Genomic DNA, 19,258 nt, shown 5'->3' on the forward strand with positions numbered 1-19,258 from the left:
TTGTCTGTTTTAAGATTGTAGTATTAGGGTTTTGTTATTTATAATTCGCCTGCCAACACACGCTCGTATAGATTCTTGATGCGTGCGCCCACTTTCTCCCAAGTGATCTGGTCCACCTCGTTCTTGCCTTCGTTCTGAAGGTAATGGAAGAGTGAGTCGTTATGGCAAATTGAATAGATGGCGTCGGCGAGGGCGTGAATGTCCCAATAGTCAACCTTTATACAGTTGTCGAGAATCTCGGCGCAACCCGACTGCTTTGAGATAATAGTAGGCGTGCCGCACTGCATTGCCTCAAGCGGTGAGATACCGAAAGGCTCCGACACGGAAGGCATCACATACACATCAGAGTCCTTGAGGCACTCATAAACCTGCTTGCCGCGCATGAAGCCCGGGAAGTGGAAGCGGTCTGCGATGCCACGCTCTGCTGCAAGGTAAATCATGGCGTCCATCATGTCGCCGCTACCAGCCATGCAGAAACGCACGTTGCGTGTACGCTGGAGCACCATATTGGCAGCCTCAACGAAGTATTCAGGACCCTTCTGCATGGTGATACGACCAAGGAAGGTCACCACCTTCTCCTTACCGGTATGGTCAGGACGCGGTATGTCCTGAAGTTCCTGACGGAGCGGATATACGGCATTGTGCATTGTGAAGCACTTGCGCGGATCCTGATGATACTGATTGATGACGGTCTGGCGTGTCAACTCAGACACACACATGATGCAGTCGGCATTGTCCATACCGTCCTTCTCGATGGCATAAACGGTGGGGTTAACCTTTCCGCGAGAACGGTCGAAGTCGGTGGCATGTACGTGGATGCAGAGAGGCTTGCCGCTCACGTGCTTGGCATTGATGCCGGCAGGATAAGTGAGCCAGTCGTGTGCATGGATGATGTCAAAGTCCTCCGTGCGTGCCACTACACCTGCGATGATTGAGTAGTTGTTGATTTCCTCATGCAGGTTAGAGGGATAGCCGCCGGCAAACTCCATGCAGCCAAGGTCGTTGACGTGCATATAGTTGAAGTCGGCATAGATATGGTCGCGAAGACGATAGTAATAGTCGGGGTCCATTACGTCAGACACCTGACTCTTCACATAGTCATAGTCTACGTCGCGCCAAGCAATAGGCACCTTGTTCATTGCCACGATGCGGCATGCGCTGCGGTCCTCATCACCGAAAGGATGAGGCAGACAAAGGACTGTCTCCACGTCGCCTTGTGCGTGGAGGCCCTGTGATATTCCGAAATTAGCGGTTGCGAGTCCACCAAATACATGAGGAGGATACTCCCATCCGAACATTAAGACTTTCATATTTATAAATCCTCCTATGTTTTAGTACTTGAATTTTTCGAGCAGTTCGAGCGTGCGCAGGGCCTCTGCCACGTTCATTGCGAAAGAAATTGCTCCTCTTCCGTGGAACGGCGGGTTGCCGTCGAAGAGTTCAGGAATGGTTCCGAGACAATGCTGCACCATCTCGTCCTCGTAACCGATCATCTGACGCTCGAGGAATGAGAGACGTGTGCGCTTGTATATCTTCAGACATGCCTCCATATAGAATCCGCCGAGCCAAGGCCAAGCTGTTCCCTGATGGTAAGCATAGTCGCGCTGTGTCTGCGGACCTGTGTACATAGGATTATATCCGCCGCTCTTCGGCGAGAGCGAACGCAGTCCCTTCGGAGTGAGAAGCTCGCGTGTGCAGACGTCGAGCACGCTCTTCTGCTGTGCAGATGTGAGCGGCGAATAGTCGAGAGCCACTGCGAATATCATGTTAGGACGTACGCTCCAGTCGGGCATGTCCTTCGGCTCCACATAGTCGAAGAGATAACCATACTCGTTTACGAAGGTCTCCGTGAACGAGCTGCCACACAGTTCGGCACGCTTCTCAAGCATTGCGGCACTTGCCTCGTCGCCGAACTTGCCGGCAATGGCAGCACAGAACTTGAGAGCATTATACCAAAGGGCATTAAACTCAACGATGTATCCTGTACGCGGAACGACGGGACGACCGTTGGCTGTGGAGTTCATCCATGTCACAGCCTTCTCCTTACCCTCCGAATAGAGGAGTCCGTTGTCCATAAGACGCAGGTTAGGATGTTTGTTTGACGAAATGTATGTCACGATGTCATAGAGCAGCTTGCCGTACATACGGTTGCACTTCTCTTCGCCTACGTGCTTGGCATACTGCTGGATGGCCCATACAGCCCAAAGCATAACGTCCGGCTGCTCTATCTCGTAAATCTTAGCTGTAAGCGGCTTGCCTTCCATAAACTCGTTCAGACCGCGTGCAGCCGTCTTCATAACAAGCTCGAAGTAATCTTCTTCGCCGATGGAAAGGGTAAGGCCCGGAAGGGCGATGAATGTGTCGCGGGCACGACACTTAAACCATGGGTATCCGGCAAGGATGTAACGCTCGTCCTTGCTTGTACGATTATGGAACTGGTGAGCTGCGTTGACAAGGCAATGGAAGAAGTTGTCGCGCGGAGAGCGCTCCTCCACCTCCTTGGTGAACAATGCCTTCAGACCGCCTGTCTTGCATGCAGACGTTGACGCGGAGAAGACGATTGACTCGCCCTTCTTGATGTCCATCTCAAAATAGCCGGGAACATAGAGGTCCTCATTTGACGCGTAACCGCGCTCCTGCTCCTTCGGATATTCGATGCCACGATACCAGTCGGGCTGGAAGACGAACTTATTCTCCTTGCTGAACTGCATGTAAAGGTCGGGATAACCGGCATACATGCATGTGCTTATGCCGTTCTCCACCTCCTGATACTCGCGTGAAGCCACGCTGTTCTCGTGCGTAAACTGGCGCACGCTGCGGAATGCGAGGAAAGGACGGAAACGCAATGTGGTTTCGGAATGGGCGTCAACAAGTGTATAGCGGATAAGGATGCGGTCTTCATAATGCTGGAAGACCACCTCTTTCTTCAAGAGTACACCGCCGACACGATAAAGCGTGGTCGGCACTTTGTCACAATCAAACTCACGGATATACTTATGACCTTTGGGGCTGTAGTTGTTGCCCTGATACTTGTGGAGACCGAGGTTGAACTCTGCTCCATGCTGGATAACTGTAGGGTCGAGCGAAGAAAGAAGGACGTGGTTCTCGTCGTCTAACTCGGGCACGGGTACAACCAGAAGGCCGTGATACTTACGCGTATTACAGTCGACTATCGTTGAGCACGAATAGGCTCCGGAACGGTTTGTCCTCAACAGCTCGCGAGGCAGTGACTCTTCCAGGTTCGTCATCAGAGCTTTTTCGAATCGTAAATAACTCATAGGTTTAAATTAAGGTTCATTTATTAGTTTTTCTTATTTATCAAAAACGTCTTGGTTACGTAGAGGCAGTAGTAGGTCTTATGAAGGCTGCAATCTGCCTTACGATATCAAAGGTAGTAACTTTTAGTTTACGAACAAAATAAATGCGTCTATATTTTGAAAAAAAATGAGTTTCTATCGTAAATTCCTAAAAAAACGCATAAAAAGCTGTGCAATCGTTTAACCAAATGTGTTAATCGGCGCTTTTCTTCTACTCGAAGATATTAAACATACAAAAATATAGGAGGAGAGCGTGCAGACCATGTGTCCTGCCACGCTCTCCTCCTTCATTATGGTTTATTCTGGTATGAGGAAGTTGATGATTTCCTGCTCCACGGTGATGGTGAACGGTCCCTTCGGTGTACGCATCAGTCGTCCGTCGATGCCGACAAGCGCCTTGCGTGCCTCCACCACCTCCACCTTGCGCGTACGGTAAGGATGGACGCTCTTATAGTTGAGGAATTTGCCACGCACAAAGAGATAGAAGCCCTCGAAGAGCTGCGTCATACCGGGATGGTGTACGATGCTCACGTCCAGCATGCCGTTGTAAGGCACGGCGTTCGGCGTCTGTCCGTAGCCGGACGCGTTGCCGATGCACATCGTCATGACGTTGCGCTTGATGTCGTCATGATTGATCTTTACGTGCATGCGATATTCCAGACGCTGGAAAATCATCATTATGAAGGAGAACACAAACGACAGCGTACGCGATCCGAAATAGTGGCGGGTCTGACGACGGAGGTTCATTATGGCAGCTATCAGTCCGATGTTGATGCAGTTAAGGAAGTAGCGGCGGCAAGTCTCACCCTTCTTATTGGTATATCGTATGCATCCAAGGTCAATCTTGCGCACATGACGCTGTTTCAGCCACTTGATGGTCTGGCTGTAGTCACTCTCGCGGAATCCCCAGAAATGAGCGAAGTCGTTCATCAGTCCGTTGGGAATAACGCCGAGCACGACACGCTCACGCACACTCGAGTCGTACTGCATCAGGCAGTTCACGGCATCGTTAAGCGCAGAGTCGCCTCCTACGATAACAATCGTTTCGTAGCCGTTGTTGATCATCATCTTTATAAGACGGTCCACACCGGAACTGCTCTCACTCTGTATGAAGTCGTATTCCACGCCATTGTCCTTCAGACATTTCTCTATCTTCTCCCAACGACGCTTCGGACTCAGCAGTTCATGCTTCGGGCAGTAAAGCACGCCCCATCGTTTGTTGTTTGGCATAAGGATCTCTAATTATTATATGTTAGGTTTACTTGTTTTCTGTTTCTTCCTCCTGCAGACGCAGGATGGTGTTCACTTTTTCTTCCATCGGCAGCGTGGCATCCAACCAGTGGATACAGAATCCACGTCGTTCCATGCCTCTGAACCACGTCATCTGACGCTTCGCAAACTGATGGATGGCAATCTCCAGCTGTCTGAACATCTCGTCGTAAGTGAGGTTTCCGATGACATATTCGGTGATGAACTTATACTCCAGACCATAATATATAAGGTCTTCGGGCTGTATGCCCTCTCCTATCAGCCCTCGTATCTCGTCAGCCATGCCTTCGTCCAGACGTGCCTTCAGGCGACGGGTGATCTTCTCACGACGCAGTTCGCGGTCGATGTCGATGCCGATTATCAATGAATCGACGGCTGGCAGCTGGCGTTCGCTGGTAGGATTCTCCAGGTTGTACGTCTCAATTTCGATGGCGCGTATGGCTCGCTGCGCCGTGTCCACATCGGTGGTGTTGTGCATAACCGAACCGCTGCGCTGCTTCAGCTCCGCCAGCATCTCTGTCAGCGCCTCGAGCGACATACCCGAAAGGCGCTGGCGAAGCTCCGGGTTCTGCGGCACGGGCGACAACTGATAGCCTCCGAGCACAGCCTCAAGATACAGACCGGTGCCTCCGCAAAGAATCGGCAGCTTGCCACGGCTGCGTATGTCGGCGTATGCTGTATGAAAATCCTGCTGATACTGGAAGAGGTTATACTTTGTTCCGGGCTCCGCAATGTCTATAAGATGATAAGGCACACGATGTCCGTCCACCACATAGTCGGCAAGATCCTTGCCCGTTCCTATATCCATGCGGCGATAAACCTGACGCGAGTCGGCACTAAGAATCTCTCCCCCGGTGCGTGCCGCGAGCGCTGCCGCCACCGGAGTCTTGCCACTTGCCGTAGGTCCGAGTATGGTTATCATCTTGCTCATATTGTTTTTATTCATCAAATTGGTGGATTCGTTACATGTATTTAATTTGCAAACTTACAAAATCCTTTCCACTGCTACAACTATTTTCCGACTAAATATTATAATGTAAGGAAAATAAAAACGGATATAAGTTCAATTAGGTTGAAATATGTATCGGTCATTATGACTGAAGTTGAACGTATTTTCGAACACTTCGGTAGTTCTGCCGAATACAATATTTGCATTTCTGATGCTCAATACTATGAGCCCAGCGTACAACAAAATCTTTGGTGCGAAATTCTTGAGTTTTGAGCGTTTATAGACAACGCATTAATACACAGCATGTTATACGGTTTTCTGACGAAGCACTATGAAATCAGACTCGCAAAAGAGCCACTTTTTCCTGCTATAGAGCCACTTTTACACTCCAATAGTGCCACTTTTATCATACAATAGCGCCACTTTTACACTCTAATAGTGGCACTATTGTAGTGTAAAAGTGCGCTATCGTTAAGCATGGGTGCCGTTTGCACAGCAAAACACCGTAAAAACAGCAAACCGGAACTCTATAATCAATTTTTATTTTGTAACATGTTTTTACTCTTTAGACAATATTTGCATGGTGGACAAGAAGACATAATGAACAAGAAGACGTGGCAAAATTCTTTTGACCATCATATTATTTTATTATTATTTTACGAGTTACTTTTTTACTTGAGACTTTATCATACATCTTTAAGATATAAACACCCTTGGACAGCCCCTTGGAGAAATCATTTACGTTATTAACTGACTCTAACAAAGTGCCTCTTATATCATAGATAGAGCAATCAAACTGATTGATATTCCTTACTTCTATTCCATTATTTTCTATATTTACCTTAAATGTAGAATCCTGCACATCATCTATAGATGTTCTTGCAAGACTGAATATTTCGCTTTGATAATACCCATAGTCATTACATGCAACACAATAGAACTGTTCGGTCCAATCTGCAAAATACAGAGATACAGTCTCATTTATATTGTCAGGTGTAACGTGGGGATCATACAAATACCTGTAGTTCCAAAAGCCAGAGTCTGCTACATACAGAAACACATTGGAAAAATTCTCTGTATCAAACTTCACGTCTGCTTTAATCCATTCATCCTCACCCTCAAATACTGGTTGGACATTCAAGATGTCGACTTTCAGTCTTGTCGGAATCAAATCAAAGTCAAAATCAGTAAACGTATATTCATATACACGCATGTATTCATCATCATGACAGTATATGGTGGCATAAAAGTATTGCCCGTAAGGTCCTACTATATCATTTTTCCAAGTAGATCCGAGTATAACTTCTGCACTGTCACCAACAGCATATCTTCTTGATTCGAAATCTAAATTTGCCTTACTGACATTGAAACAAAACGATTTCTCATTTCCATATTTTGTCGCCAAATGTTTATAATAACCACCTTCATGCAGATACCATTTTACCGAATCCACCTGACCTTCAAAATCATCAATACTCATTGCCAAAACATCTCCATCTCGCAGAATCTTACCACCAAGACTCTTACTCAATGTTTTGTATGTAGACGAATAAGCCTTATTTTCATTTACCAGCTTCATCTCTTGATTATAAAAATCCCCGACGATAAGACGAGATGATGTATTATATTCATTTTCAAGAATGATATAAATATACGTTTCCATACCGACAAGAATACCAGAAACACTTATCGTCTTGCCAGTATAACTGTATTCGTGCGTAGCGCCCGAATAGTCAGAAACCATAACAGATCCACCTGTAGCCCCTTTCTGAATAATATCCAAATTGAATTGATAACGATTATTGTCCGTTTTCTTCACATCAGATATTTTAACGTCGCTTATTTCAGGACGTGTTTCAAGTGTAAGTGGAAAATAATATTCTACTCCAGATTCATTTGCCACCACACGTGCTTGTACACATAAATCATCATCAAGCGAGCCTTCTATAACAGAAGGTTTTACATTAAATGTTTTTCCTTTACCTGTCAATATCGTTTCATAGCATAATTTATTCAAATCATATACTTGATATTGCCAGTTAGCGTTGAGTGAATTGCCTCTATTTACGTCAATTAAAGAAAAAGTGAAATCATCAAATACAGAACCTCTGCCCAGTTTGTCTGTATTATTACATTCTATCACCCTATCGTTCTTAGTCGTATTCCAACCAATTTTAGATAGAACATTCAATGTTTCAGCATTAATTGGCAAAACTTCTGATTTGTTTGAGATTTCATGCTCCAACAGATTATCATACCCTAATGAGAAATAGCTGCCGCTGAGACCATACAAGAACCGACCCGTATCATACAAATCATATTCAAAAGCATCTGACTTAAGCCTTATGTCCTTGGCGAAAAACAAATCCAGCTTACTTGAGGACGCTCTATTCAAATCACTTAAATATTGTTCTCCGTTATAAATAAGGTGGTCGAAAGCTGACGGAACTCGATTTACAGAGAATCCCAAATAGGAATTACGTTTCACCAACGAGCTACCAAATCCAAGAACTCTTGCTATATTCCTTGTCAGATACGTAACAAGGCTAACCGATCCATTAAAGAATTCATCATCAGGCCATGATTTCCAATCTATTTGGGAGTTTACCGTTATAGTATCATTTATCGAGACTCCTGAAATCTTTTGAGCATACAAATTGTCAGGTACAGAAAGAGTGCTCGTAACCCTACTATAACCAACAGTAGTGTTTATAGCAGTACTTGAACCCATACTGTCGGAAATACGAAAATAAAATCTAACCGGAGTTTTGATTTCTAATTTCTGTTCCCAAGAATTCATAGCAAGCTTCAGACACTGCAAAACACCGTATGTAACGTAACGGTTCAGCTCACAAGAAGCGACAAAATGTCCTAATCTTGATTTCACCTCTAAAGATTCAGATTTAATATAACGGACCGGAGCCTTACGCGGAGAATGCTCATTACTTCGTACATAATTATTCGGAACACAATCTGCATAGGTCACAACAAACTGATTTGTTTCCTGGCCTTTAATACGGTCCACCGACAAAAAAGAAAGCAACAATAACAGCAATAACAATTTGTATTTCATACACATATAATTTTGTTGTTAATTACAATGCAAAAAAAACAATAAAATCACAGGTTTAAGTTAATCTAAAGAAAAGAAAAAAAGCACGGACTCCCAACAAGAATCCGTGCTTTTTTATAACTTATCTATCGGTCGATGAATTAACCGTTAACCTTCTTCATGTGTGCGATGAGCTCGAGAACCTTGTTAGAGTAACCGATCTCGTTGTCGTACCAAGAAACTACCTTTACGAACTTGTCTGTGAGGTAAACACCTGCGTTAGCGTCGAAGATAGAAGTGAATGTGCAGCCGAGGAAGTCAGAAGAAACGACAGCGTCCTCAGTGTAACCGAGTACACCCTTGAGCTCGCCCTCAGAAGCCTCCTTCATTGCAGCGCAGATCTGCTCCTTAGTAGCAGCGTTCTTGAGGTTAACTGTGAGGTCAACAACAGAAACGTCGAGAGTCGGAACACGCATTGAGATACCAGTCAGCTTGCCGTTGAGCTCAGGAATAACCTTACCTACAGCCTTAGCAGCACCTGTAGTAGAGGGGATGATGTTGCCAGAAGCAGCACGACCACCACGCCAATCCTTCAAAGAAGGACCGTCAACTGTCTTCTGAGTAGCAGTTGTAGAGTGAACTGTAGTCATAAGACCGTTCTCGATACCGAACTTGTCGTTCAGAACCTTAGCGATAGGAGCCAAGCAGTTTGTTGTGCAAGAAGCGTTAGAAACGAACTGTGTACCCTTCTCGTACTTGTCGAAGTTTACGCCGCAAACGAACATAGGAGTAGCGTCCTTTGAAGGAGCAGACATAACAACGTACTTTGCACCAGCCTGGATGTGAGCCTGAGCCTTCTCCTGTGTCAGGAAGAGACCTGTAGACTCAACTACGTACTCAGCCTCAACCTCGTTCCACTTCAGGTCAGCAGGGTTGCGCTCTGCAGTTACACGAATGTGGTTGCCGTTAACGATGAGCTCGCTCTTCTCTACGTCAGCCTCGATTGTGCCCTGGAAAGCACCGTGCATTGTGTCATACTTGAGCATGTAAGCCAAGTAATCAACCGGGCAAAGGTCGTTGATACCTACAATCTGAATGTCGTTGCGAGTCTGAGCTGCGCGGAATACGAAACGGCCGATACGACCAAATCCGTTAATACCTACTTTAATCATTTTACTTTATTTTAATTTAAAGGTTTATCCTTATCCTTGAAAAACACATAATTTAAAGCGTTACCCCGCCGTTTATGGGCAAGAAACAATAAAAAATCAATGTGCCCGTGGATTTTCTCTTTTCACGTGTGCAAAGTTAATAACTTTTTTCTAATTTTGCAGACAATTAAAGTATTAATTTTTTTAAAATTTTCTATAGTTGTCACAAAGACGAATTAATAGTGTTACTAACATCTCTATTTGTCATATACAGTTGGCAAAACAAAGCATTAAATAACTAAAAAGAAAAGATATGAGTAGTATTTTGAACGAATTCAAGGCATTTGCCGTCAAGGGCAATGCTGTTGACATGGCTGTCGGCGTCATCATCGGCGGCGCTTTCGGAAAGATTGTTTCGTCCATCGTCAACGATATCATTATGCCTCCTATCGGATGGCTCATCGGCGGCGTAAACTTCAGCGACCTTAAATTCGAACTGCCTACAGTGAAGATTGGCAGCGAAACGATGCAGGCTGCCACCATTAATTATGGTGCTTTCATCCAGACCATCATCGACTTCGTCATCATTGCCTTCTGCGTCTTCCTCCTCGTTAAGGGCATCAACAAGCTGTCCAACCTCAAGAAGAAGGAAGAGGAAGCCAAGCCGAAACCGGAGGAACCGAAGCCAACCAAGGAAGAACTGCTGCTCACTGAGATTCGCGACCTTCTGAAAGAGCGCAAGTAAGACGTGGCTTCTTACATATTAATATACTGAAAGAACAAACCTTTATATAATAAGAACAAACCATTTATATAATGGTAATCAAAAACAAACCCAAAAAAGAAATGAAAAAAACTAATTCGCTAATCTGCAAGTGGGCGGTCGGCATTGCTGCGCTTCTCTCTCCGGCAGTGGCAGCAGCATCGTCCACACAGACCACAGATTACACAAAGTACGTCAACCCCTTCGTAGGAAATGCCGACAACGGACACACGTTCCCCGGCGCTTGCCGTCCTTTCGGCATGATTCAGACAAGTCCTGTAACGGGAGGCGTAGGTTGGCGCTACTGCTCTGAATACGTTTACAGCGACTCCATCATCTGGGGATTCACGCAGGACCATCTCAACGGTACGGGCTGCATGGACCTCGGCGACATCCTCGTCATGCCGTCAACGGGCAAGCGCATCCGCCAGTGGGACGCTTATCGCTCTCGCTACGCCAAGAACCAGGAGTTCGCCACACCGGGATATTACTCCGTATATCTGACTGACGCTAAGGTGAAAGCGGAGCTTACTGCCGCTCCTCACGTGGCTTTCCATCGCTACACCTTCGATTCAGCCGATTCAACGTCTGTGCTTATCGACCTACAGCACGGTCCGTCATGGAACGACAAGCAGTATCACTCGCAGGTGAACCTCTGCGAGACGCATTGGGAAGACGACCAGACTCTCGTGGGACACGTCCAGAACACGGTATGGGTGAAGCAGGACTACTTCTTCGTCATCAAGTTCAACCATCGCGTCACTTCACACACCGTCCTCCCCAAGGCTTTCGATACGGAGAAGGGCGACCGCATCGTAGCTTCGTTTGACGACATCGCGCAGGGCGAACAGCTGCTCGTAAAGATTGCGATGTCAACGACGAGCATTGAGGGTGCCAAGAAGAATCTCCAGGCTGAGGTGCCGGGATGGGACTTCGCTGCCGTAAAGGCTTCAGCACACGACGACTGGAACAATTATCTGAAGCGCATCGACGTAGAGGGAACCGAGGAGCAGAAGCAGAACTACTACACCTCGTTCTATCATGCTCTGATTCAGCCCAACCAGATAGCTGACGTGGACGGCATGTATCGTAACGCCGATGACAAGGTGGTGAAGGCGGAGACAGGCCAGTTCTACTCCACTTTCTCTTGCTGGGACACTTACCGTGCCGCTCATCCCTTCTACACCATCGTAATGCCCGACCGCGTGGACGGCATGGTCAATTCGCTCGTCGAGCAGGCTGAGGTGCAGGGATTCCTGCCCATCTGGGGACTCTGGGGTAAGGAAAACTACTGTATGGTGGCAAACCATGCTGTCTCCATCGTGGCTGAAGCTTACCACAAGGGATTCCGCGGCTTTGATGCCGAGCGTGCTTTCAACGCCATCAAGAAGACGCAAACCGTGTCGCACAAGCTGAAGAGCGACTGGGAGAACTACATGAAGTACGGCTATCTGCCCACTGACCTCACTGAGGCTGAGTCGGTATCGTCTTCTTTGGAGTCGATGTATGACGATTATGCCGCTGCCGACATGGCTCGTCTCATGGGCAAGAAGCAGGACGAGGCTTACTTCACACGCCGTTCACAGTTCTATAAGAACCTCTTCGACAAGTCAACGCAGTTTACGCGTCCGCGTCTCTCTGACGGATCATGGAAGACTCCGTTCAACCCGAGCGACCTTGCACATGCCGAGAGTAGCGGCGGCGACTACACCGAAGGCAACGCATGGCAATACACATGGCAGGTGCAGCATGACGTTAACGGACTTATAAAGCTCTTCGGCGGTCCGAAGCCGTTCCTCAAGAAGCTCGACCAGTTCTTCTCACTCAAGCTGGAGAGCACACTCTCTGACGTTACCGGCCTCATCGGTCAGTACGCTCACGGCAACGAACCGAGTCATCACGTGGCTTACCTTTATGCTATGGCTGGACGCCCGTCACGCACCCAGGAGCTTATCCGCGAGATATTCGACACTCAGTATCGTCCCACCGTTGATGGACTCTGCGGCAACGACGACTGCGGCCAGATGTCGGCATGGTATATGCTCTCAGCCATGGGCTTCTATCCTGTCAATCCCGTCAGCGGACAGTATGTGTTCGGCGCACCGCAGATGGAGAAGATAACGCTCCGTCTCGTTGACGGCAAGACATTCACAGTAAAGGCTGAAGGTCTTTCTAAGGAAAACAAGTACGTAGACTATATTCTTCTCAACGGCAAGCGCTATAACAAGCCGTACATCAACCACGCCGACATCATGAAGGGCGGCACGCTGGTGTATAAGATGACATCTGTGAAGAAGCACGACAAGTACTAATAACTTCCCTTAACTACTTTCGCTTGCGAAACTTAAGTATATAACAAAACAACCTGAGTTCTGGATATATTCCGAACTCAGGTTGTTTCGTTTATAGGCAAGCTGGTGACATTGCCCACCTGATTATTCCTCACCATTCTTACACTCGCCATTCTCATAACTCTCCGTCATTTTCTTCAATATGTCAATCATCTGCAGCCTTAAGCTCTCTGGCTTTAGCACGATGATGCCTCTGCCGTGCCACAACAGTTCTTGCAGGAAGTCGCGAGTGGGACGAAGACGGAGCGTATACTCCCTATACAAGCCGTCCTTATATTCCTTCACCTTCCGCTGACTCTCATGCAGCGGCACCTCCTCTATATAGTTGTATTCCGGATAGAAAGCACGGATGCGGATGTCCTCCACGGGCACATCCTCCATGTGATAGATGCCAAAACAATCCTCATAATAGTTCTCCGGTGTCAGGAATTCCTTCATCTTCTTGGACAACGGATGCTTCTTGCAGATCATATCCAAGAAGCTAATGCGGTCGAAGGGCAGACAACGGACTTCATTTTCCTCGTCAGCCTTAGCTCCATCCTCTCCTTGTCCTTTCATCTTCACTCCAATGACGTACCATCTTTGCTTGAAGTATCTCACGAAAGCCGGTTTCAGAACGAAGTCGCTCTCCTTCCCGAACGCCGTGACATACTTGAATTTGAGGAGATACTGCTTGTCTATAGCCTCGAGTACATCATCCAGATATTCCGAATTGTAAGGCGGAGTATCGAGCATCACCTTATTATGATTTTTCAGCTTGTCGCCCAAGGACGCCAACCGCATGGAACTCAACATCCATTCCGTCACCTTATTATTCTCTAGCGGGTCACGTTTCATATAATAGCGATAACCGTTGTGCCTGTTACACAACACGCTGACACCAAACAGCGACAGGATGTTCTCCCGATAGCGATGGAATGTGCGTTGGTCAAGCTCTTCATTCTCCATATTCGCAGTAGCGTCACGCCATTTGTCAATGATTTCGGCTAACGTAAGATGCTTCTGCCTCAATAAAGAGATAAGCCAACTATAGAATCTCATACGTTTGTCCATAACACACTTTCCTTTTTATACATTATTATTACAACAGAGCGATGTCTGCTTCTATGTGCTCTGGAGTGAAACAAATGACTGGCCACATATTCCTGTAGCTCAGCATAAGTAATAGCAAACTTCATAATATCTCGTTTATCTGATTACACAAAAAAACGCCTAATTGGCTATGTATAAAGATTTCAAAAATTGTGCCACGTCGTCTAAGTTCTACCGACAAGAAAGACAGGTCTTTTTTTGACAGAAAGACATGAAGACATGGTGTTTGGTAAATAATCGCTGCTTTTGCTGTTTACTGCAATAAAAATTCTTTCGTCACTCGATACCAATAATCCCATGAATAGCCTACGGAGGGATGGTTCACTGCCATTGCCTTTACCCGCTTGCCATTGCTCAAGACATACCAGCCGGTAGCCACATGATAGCCGTCCACTACGATGTCGTCACCGTTCTGCCAGTGCTCACCGGGCATTTTGTCCCAGAGTCGGTTGCCCCAGGCAATGACATATTCCGGCTGATACTTATTGAGCACTTCGAAGAAAGCCTCACCTGCCTGACGGTATTGTGCAGATGTTCCTGCCTCGCGAGGTCCTCCCATCGCCACTTGCAGATAGTTGAAGAACACCACAGAATCCCAAATCTTCAGCCTCAGCGCTTGGTCGGTCTCCTCCCCTACCAGTGAACGCTCAAACTTCACGAACGTCCTCATCCAGTTCTGCCGCTCCGTGCCCTCATCAAGATAATCTCTGAGGACGCCCTGCGTAAAGCCCATACACTCCCTATGCAGACGGCAGTCGCCACAGTCCGCACATCCCTCATCACAATAATGGCTCTCGCCCAATACCATGATTCGCTTACCGAATATGCCTCCGTCGGCATAATCCTTGCCGACGAAAGGCTGAAAGAAAATGTTGTTAGGCATATTTATTATACGTAGAGTTTGATTACAATAAACCGATTTCTGCTTCGATGTTCTCTGGAGTAAAGCGGATGGCTTTCAGCTCCACCTTTTCCAATACCTTCTGCAATTTGTCAATATCGCCAAGGCGCAGCTTAACGATATTGCCCGGCATCTGTTCCACCCAACCTGCTTTCTCCGGCACAAGTTTCTTGGCATAAGAGATGGCAGGCGAAACAAGTAGGTCAATACCCATCTTGCCGTCATACGACAAAAACAAGTCTGTACCCTCAATCTTCTTCACTATAAGATTTATGCTTATAGACTTTGTAAAGCCCAGCACCTTGATAGGTACAGAGACAGACACCGTCGCCCCATCTATATACCCAAGATTAACAGTCTTATGAAAATGACTGGCTACATAATCCTGCAGCTCAGCATAAGTAATAGATAGCTTCATATTATTTAGTTTATCTGACAATAGCGGAGGTTTCCAGCCTCCGCCTCACCAAGTTCTTTCACAAATCAAGACTTCTTCTTCGAGAAAAAGTCTATTAACTTACCAATAATGCTCTCAGGCTTCGGGCAAGGATCCTCAAATATCTTGCCACGCCGTCTAAGCTCCTCCAAAATTTTGTTGTCTTTGTTTGCCATACTTGTCTATATTTTTATTTTGTTACATCTCCAGTTGTAGCATCCTTAAAGTCACTCTCCTTGAATGCTTTTCTACAGTCTGCTATAGAAGAGTAGCTTCGACAACAATATTTTCCTGTTCAAACAAGATATTGTTCAGTTCCAGCTTTTCAAAAACTTTCTGCGCCTTGTCAATATCGCCAAGGCGCAGCTTAACGAATTACTCTTCAACCTCTATGGCTTCAATGAAGTCAGAATATTCTGCATCCAACTCACTGATCTTCTTAATCGTAATATCATTCTTCTTAGAAGCTTCTATCAACTCCGTCTTAGATCGATCTGTCTCTTCCAATTTATTGTTATAATTGTCAAAGACCTGTGACAAATATTTTTCAAAATGTTCTACCACCTTATTTACCTCAGCCTGATAAGTAGAGACAAACTGATTCTTTGAGCTTTTTATCTGCTCCAAGCGCTTGTTTTCTTTAGAATCTTCTCTAAACTGCATCCAAATATCAATACCAGCAGAAACTACCGGTATTCCAAACTTTGCAACCTTAGCAATATTACTTGCCCATCTCACAGCTTGCCAAGGTCCGAAGGACTTTCCAAAGAAATGTCCGACATCTAACACCATTTTATGAAGCGCAGACCCTGAAGCTTGGCTAATACCACCTGCTAATTTAGTTACATTAGGAGCCATATTTCCAATCTGCACCCCTCCCTGCTTTAAAAGATTTAAAGCCTTTTTCTGCATAGATAGATTCTTCTGCTCCTCTATGCTGATATTGGGCGAAGCCAATTTCCTATCGATTTCTCCTGAGTATTTAACAAGCGAATCCTTACCACAGAAATCATTGACGTCAGTCATCAATCGCTCATAATTTGAGTTGATTGTGTCTTCTATCTTAGCAGAAGTATTAGATATAATGCTCTGCAATTCAGAATTCAATGCCTCTTGCCTATATTTCCAGTCATTTTCGTCAATGCCTCCAATATCATTAGATAAAGAAATGACTTTACTCATAGCCATAGAAGCAAACGAAGACAAATCGTTTCTTGTATCTCGCTTTAGGTCAGACAGACTATGACGTAATTTCTGCTCAAACTGATTAAAAAAGTCAGATAAAGTCTTGTCTACGGCAGTAACAGCGATATCCTTAAGATAGCTTTGAAAGACTCTAACAGGAGTATCAAATTGCTTTTTTATCATTCCCTTGCGAGCGACAAAGACATTGAGCATATCTATGAAATGTTCAAAGTTGCTTAATTGGACGAACTCATTGTCGTTTTCATCAAGACCGTCCATATAGTCTGCCGCATCAATAAAAGCAATAGGAAAGTTCTTCAATTCATAGCCTCTTTCTGAGAATATCTTTTCCAACGAAATGGTATAGTTGTCTACAAGCTGGTCAAACTCTCCAGACTCCATACCCATCTTGTTGACAACAATAAACATCTTATCAGCAAAATGCTGATTGTAAGCCAAATCGATGAAATTATTGAATAATACATCATCGAAAAGTTGGGAGGTCAAGACATAAAATATCAAGTCACATTCTTTTAAAGCAGCCTTAGTACTCTCATCATGCGATTCTACTTTACCTGCAAGAATGCCCGGAGTATCCATAAGAACAATGTTGTTCCATTTATATTCCGATACACTATCTGTAGCGACATTTGCATCTATCTTGATATCCTTTCTACCTGTCAATGCAGAAATAATGGTAGATTTGCCAGAACTATACTGTCCTACAAATGCTAAGCGTAATTCTTTACAATCTTGCAAGCCAGCAAGTTCCGAGTCCATCTTACGAGTCAACTCTGTATTGTTGGTTTCTTTCAACAACGCTCGAGTTTTAGCTTCCAATCTACTAAGTCTTTCTTGGTAGACTGCATAATTAAATTGTTGTGCCATATTATTTTGTTTTTATTGTCATCTGAGTTGCTTTTTCTATCTTTTGAATATTCTTATCTGTAAGCCCTGTGTTATATAGGAACTTGATAGATTGCTTTTGCCAATCTCTTTCAACAGGATATCCATCACATAACACTTGGTTACTCATTTCATTTATACTTATTTCTTTTACAGGATTCTTGCCAACAAAATCAAGAATTCGAAGACTTACCAAAGAATTGATCGCATTCTCTTTTTCTTGAACTTGCTTAACAAGTCTATCCATATCCGTTATTATATCGTCGGCATTTTTAGTATAAGCTTTCAACACCGAATCAATAGATTTATAAGTATCATTTATTGACTTTCTGGTATTCTCAAGAACTTGTTTTAAATTCTTATCAATACCCGAATCAATACTATCACATAATTGCTTACGCAAATTTTCTGTAGCCTTTCTAATCTTTTCTGACTTTGAAGTAAATAGACTCGTAAATAAAGAACCAATAATTCCAACAATAAAACTACCTACAGCAGTAACCCATCCAACAGGATTCCATATGTTTGAAATTATTATTGGAGCAACAGCTGTCATTATACCAACAAACACACCTGCCGCTAACCGTGTATTGGTTACAGACTCACCAGAAACATTAGAACCGATATTATTTGTAGCAAGAGATATACGCATGTCCATAATCATCTCTTCCAATTCTGATTTTATCTTTTCATTCAAATCATTAAACCTCTCCTGTATTTGTTGTTCAAGTCTTTTGTTTATAGACTTCACAACCATATCCTTGCTCCATGCTTTCCCTGCATCTTCGTCATCATAATGCTCACTTGCAAAAGCAGAAGCACGATTATGAAGATCACCTCTTGTTCCTTGAAAAACGGTCTTTAAGTATTGTTCAACTTGAGTTAACTCATTCTTGAAAAAGGTATAATTTCTCGCTTGTTTCTTCTTCAACACCTCATTACCTTCCTTTAGGCTTTTCAAGTCAGCGTAAACCTTATGCCATATTGTATTTATCTGATAAGAAGTACCATCAATAACGCTCAAACTTTTCTTCAAACTACCTGATAACTGCACTTCTTTTTTTACTGAATTTGTAAACTCAGATATATTGGAAGCATCAAATAGTATCTTAGAAGTCTTAGAATCCTGCTCTCCAGAAAGGGCTATTTGCGCAGCTAACAGATGAATAGGAATAATACGAACGGCATCCATGTTATACTTACCATCAAGTTTATCATGAATGCGCTCTATATGTCCCTTAATAGATTGAGGACCGTCACCAAGTCTCCAATCATCCGGATTTGCAATAAACCTTTTTAAACGAATAGCTTGATTAAGATTGCTTTTGACATTTAAGATTATGTATAATGGCTTATTTCTTTCCTTTATAGTTGAAAAGAAATCAAACTCTGTTTCTTGAATTGAGTCACTCGTCACAACATAGCAAACCACGTCAGCTTCATCTATAATAGACTTGGCTATCTCGGTATCAGCTTCACCACCAGGCGCACCAATGCCAGGAGTGTCAACAATACGGAGTTTATTCCAATACCAACTTCTATTATATCGTGTAGTACGTAATTTGCCTACTCCAATATCATCAGTTTCCTGTTGAGTTATAACCTTATGAAGAGTACTCTTTCCCGCCTTTGTTCTACCCATAAAAGCAATAGTAAAGTATCGAATATTCCTTCTTTTCTTATCCAATACCTCTCTATTACTAGTCAAACTGTTATCTATTATTTCATTAAAACTGCCTCGAATTCCTTGAATAATTTGGGCTCACCTGAAAAAGTGTGTGGATTAAGCATACAATCTTGTTAGTCTGAAGAGAAAGAATTTCTTGTCAATGATACCCCGAAGTTGTGCTCTGAAATGCTTGACTTTTGCATTGAAAGATTCTGCA

At 44.5% G+C, this 19,258-nt stretch carries 14 protein-coding genes and 1 pseudogene; 2 read left to right on the forward strand and 13 right to left on the reverse strand.

The genetic code is table 11. The features are described from left to right. Positions 1 to 38: 38 nt before the first annotated feature. The 6 genes from CHL74_RS09950 to gap all read right to left on the reverse strand — a co-directional run bounded on the left by CHL74_RS09950 (position 39) and on the right by gap (position 9,759). Positions 39 to 1,310 carry a glycosyltransferase family 4 protein gene (locus tag CHL74_RS09950; protein ID WP_094881009.1) on the reverse strand — a complete coding sequence of 424 codons (1,272 nt, stop codon included), beginning with the start codon at positions 1,308 to 1,310 and terminating at the stop codon, positions 39 to 41. Between the two features lie 21 nt (positions 1,311 to 1,331). Then, entirely contained in the window at positions 1,332 to 3,278 is a 1,947-nt protein-coding gene (locus CHL74_RS09955) for a glycogen debranching enzyme N-terminal domain-containing protein (protein ID WP_094881010.1), read from the reverse strand. A 336-nt stretch (positions 3,279 to 3,614) separates the two neighbouring features. Beyond that, on the reverse strand, positions 3,615 to 4,547 hold the full coding sequence (locus CHL74_RS09960; protein WP_094881011.1) for a diacylglycerol/lipid kinase family protein: 933 nt from the start codon (positions 4,545 to 4,547) through the stop codon (positions 3,615 to 3,617). 28 nt (positions 4,548 to 4,575) lie between these two features. Further along, positions 4,576 to 5,508, reverse strand: coding sequence for a tRNA (adenosine(37)-N6)-dimethylallyltransferase MiaA (gene miaA, locus CHL74_RS09965; protein WP_176452225.1), 933 nt, complete (start codon positions 5,506 to 5,508; stop codon positions 4,576 to 4,578). A gap of 667 nt (positions 5,509 to 6,175) precedes the next feature. Beyond that, positions 6,176 to 8,608, reverse strand: coding sequence for a T9SS type A sorting domain-containing protein (locus tag CHL74_RS09970; RefSeq protein WP_094881013.1), 2,433 nt, complete (start codon positions 8,606 to 8,608; stop codon positions 6,176 to 6,178). A gap of 140 nt (positions 8,609 to 8,748) precedes the next feature. Further along, a complete protein-coding gene (gene gap / locus CHL74_RS09975; protein WP_094881014.1) occupies positions 8,749 to 9,759 on the reverse strand; it encodes a type I glyceraldehyde-3-phosphate dehydrogenase in 1,011 nt (336 codons plus the stop codon). Positions 9,760 to 10,051: 292 nt separating this feature from the next. On the opposite strand from gap, the gene mscL reads away from it, so the two are divergent. Both mscL and CHL74_RS09985 read left to right on the forward strand, forming a co-directional pair. Next, positions 10,052 to 10,483, forward strand: a complete 432-nt coding sequence (gene mscL, locus CHL74_RS09980) for a large-conductance mechanosensitive channel protein MscL (RefSeq protein WP_094881015.1) — start codon at positions 10,052 to 10,054, stop codon at positions 10,481 to 10,483. 101 nt (positions 10,484 to 10,584) lie between these two features. Next, the gene (locus CHL74_RS09985) at positions 10,585 to 12,813 is read left to right on the forward strand and encodes a GH92 family glycosyl hydrolase (RefSeq protein ID WP_094881023.1); all 2,229 of its coding nucleotides are present in this window, start codon (positions 10,585 to 10,587) and stop codon (positions 12,811 to 12,813) included. 123 nt (positions 12,814 to 12,936) lie between these two features. On the opposite strand, the gene CHL74_RS09990 is transcribed toward CHL74_RS09985, so the two are convergent. From CHL74_RS09990 to CHL74_RS16245, 7 genes and pseudogenes are all read right to left on the reverse strand, one after another. Continuing rightward, the gene (locus CHL74_RS09990; protein WP_176452222.1) at positions 12,937 to 13,893 is read right to left on the reverse strand and encodes a helix-turn-helix transcriptional regulator; all 957 of its coding nucleotides are present in this window, start codon (positions 13,891 to 13,893) and stop codon (positions 12,937 to 12,939) included. 304 nt (positions 13,894 to 14,197) lie between these two features. Then, positions 14,198 to 14,827 (reverse strand): hypothetical protein, encoded by a 630-nt coding sequence (locus CHL74_RS09995; RefSeq protein ID WP_094881017.1) that lies wholly within the window; start codon positions 14,825 to 14,827, stop codon positions 14,198 to 14,200. 22 nt (positions 14,828 to 14,849) lie between these two features. After that, positions 14,850 to 15,263: a hypothetical protein gene (locus tag CHL74_RS10000; protein ID WP_094881018.1), complete on the reverse strand. Its 414-nt coding sequence runs from the start codon at positions 15,261 to 15,263 to the stop codon at positions 14,850 to 14,852. A 65-nt stretch (positions 15,264 to 15,328) separates the two neighbouring features. Beyond that, the gene (locus tag CHL74_RS16240; RefSeq protein WP_254923268.1) at positions 15,329 to 15,457 is read right to left on the reverse strand and encodes a hypothetical protein; all 129 of its coding nucleotides are present in this window, start codon (positions 15,455 to 15,457) and stop codon (positions 15,329 to 15,331) included. Between the two features lie 199 nt (positions 15,458 to 15,656). Then, a complete protein-coding gene (locus CHL74_RS10005) occupies positions 15,657 to 17,354 on the reverse strand; it encodes a GTPase (RefSeq protein ID WP_094881019.1) in 1,698 nt (565 codons plus the stop codon). 1 nt (position 17,355) lies between these two features. Beyond that, on the reverse strand, positions 17,356 to 19,059 hold the full coding sequence (locus tag CHL74_RS10010; RefSeq protein ID WP_176452223.1) for a GTPase: 1,704 nt from the start codon (positions 19,057 to 19,059) through the stop codon (positions 17,356 to 17,358). A gap of 96 nt (positions 19,060 to 19,155) precedes the next feature. Beyond that, positions 19,156 to 19,258: pseudogene (locus CHL74_RS16245) on the reverse strand (ISAon1 family transposase); the annotation flags it as partial.

Source organism: Prevotella sp. 885 (assembly GCF_002265625.1).
In the GTDB taxonomy this organism is placed as follows: domain Bacteria; phylum Bacteroidota; class Bacteroidia; order Bacteroidales; family Bacteroidaceae; genus Prevotella.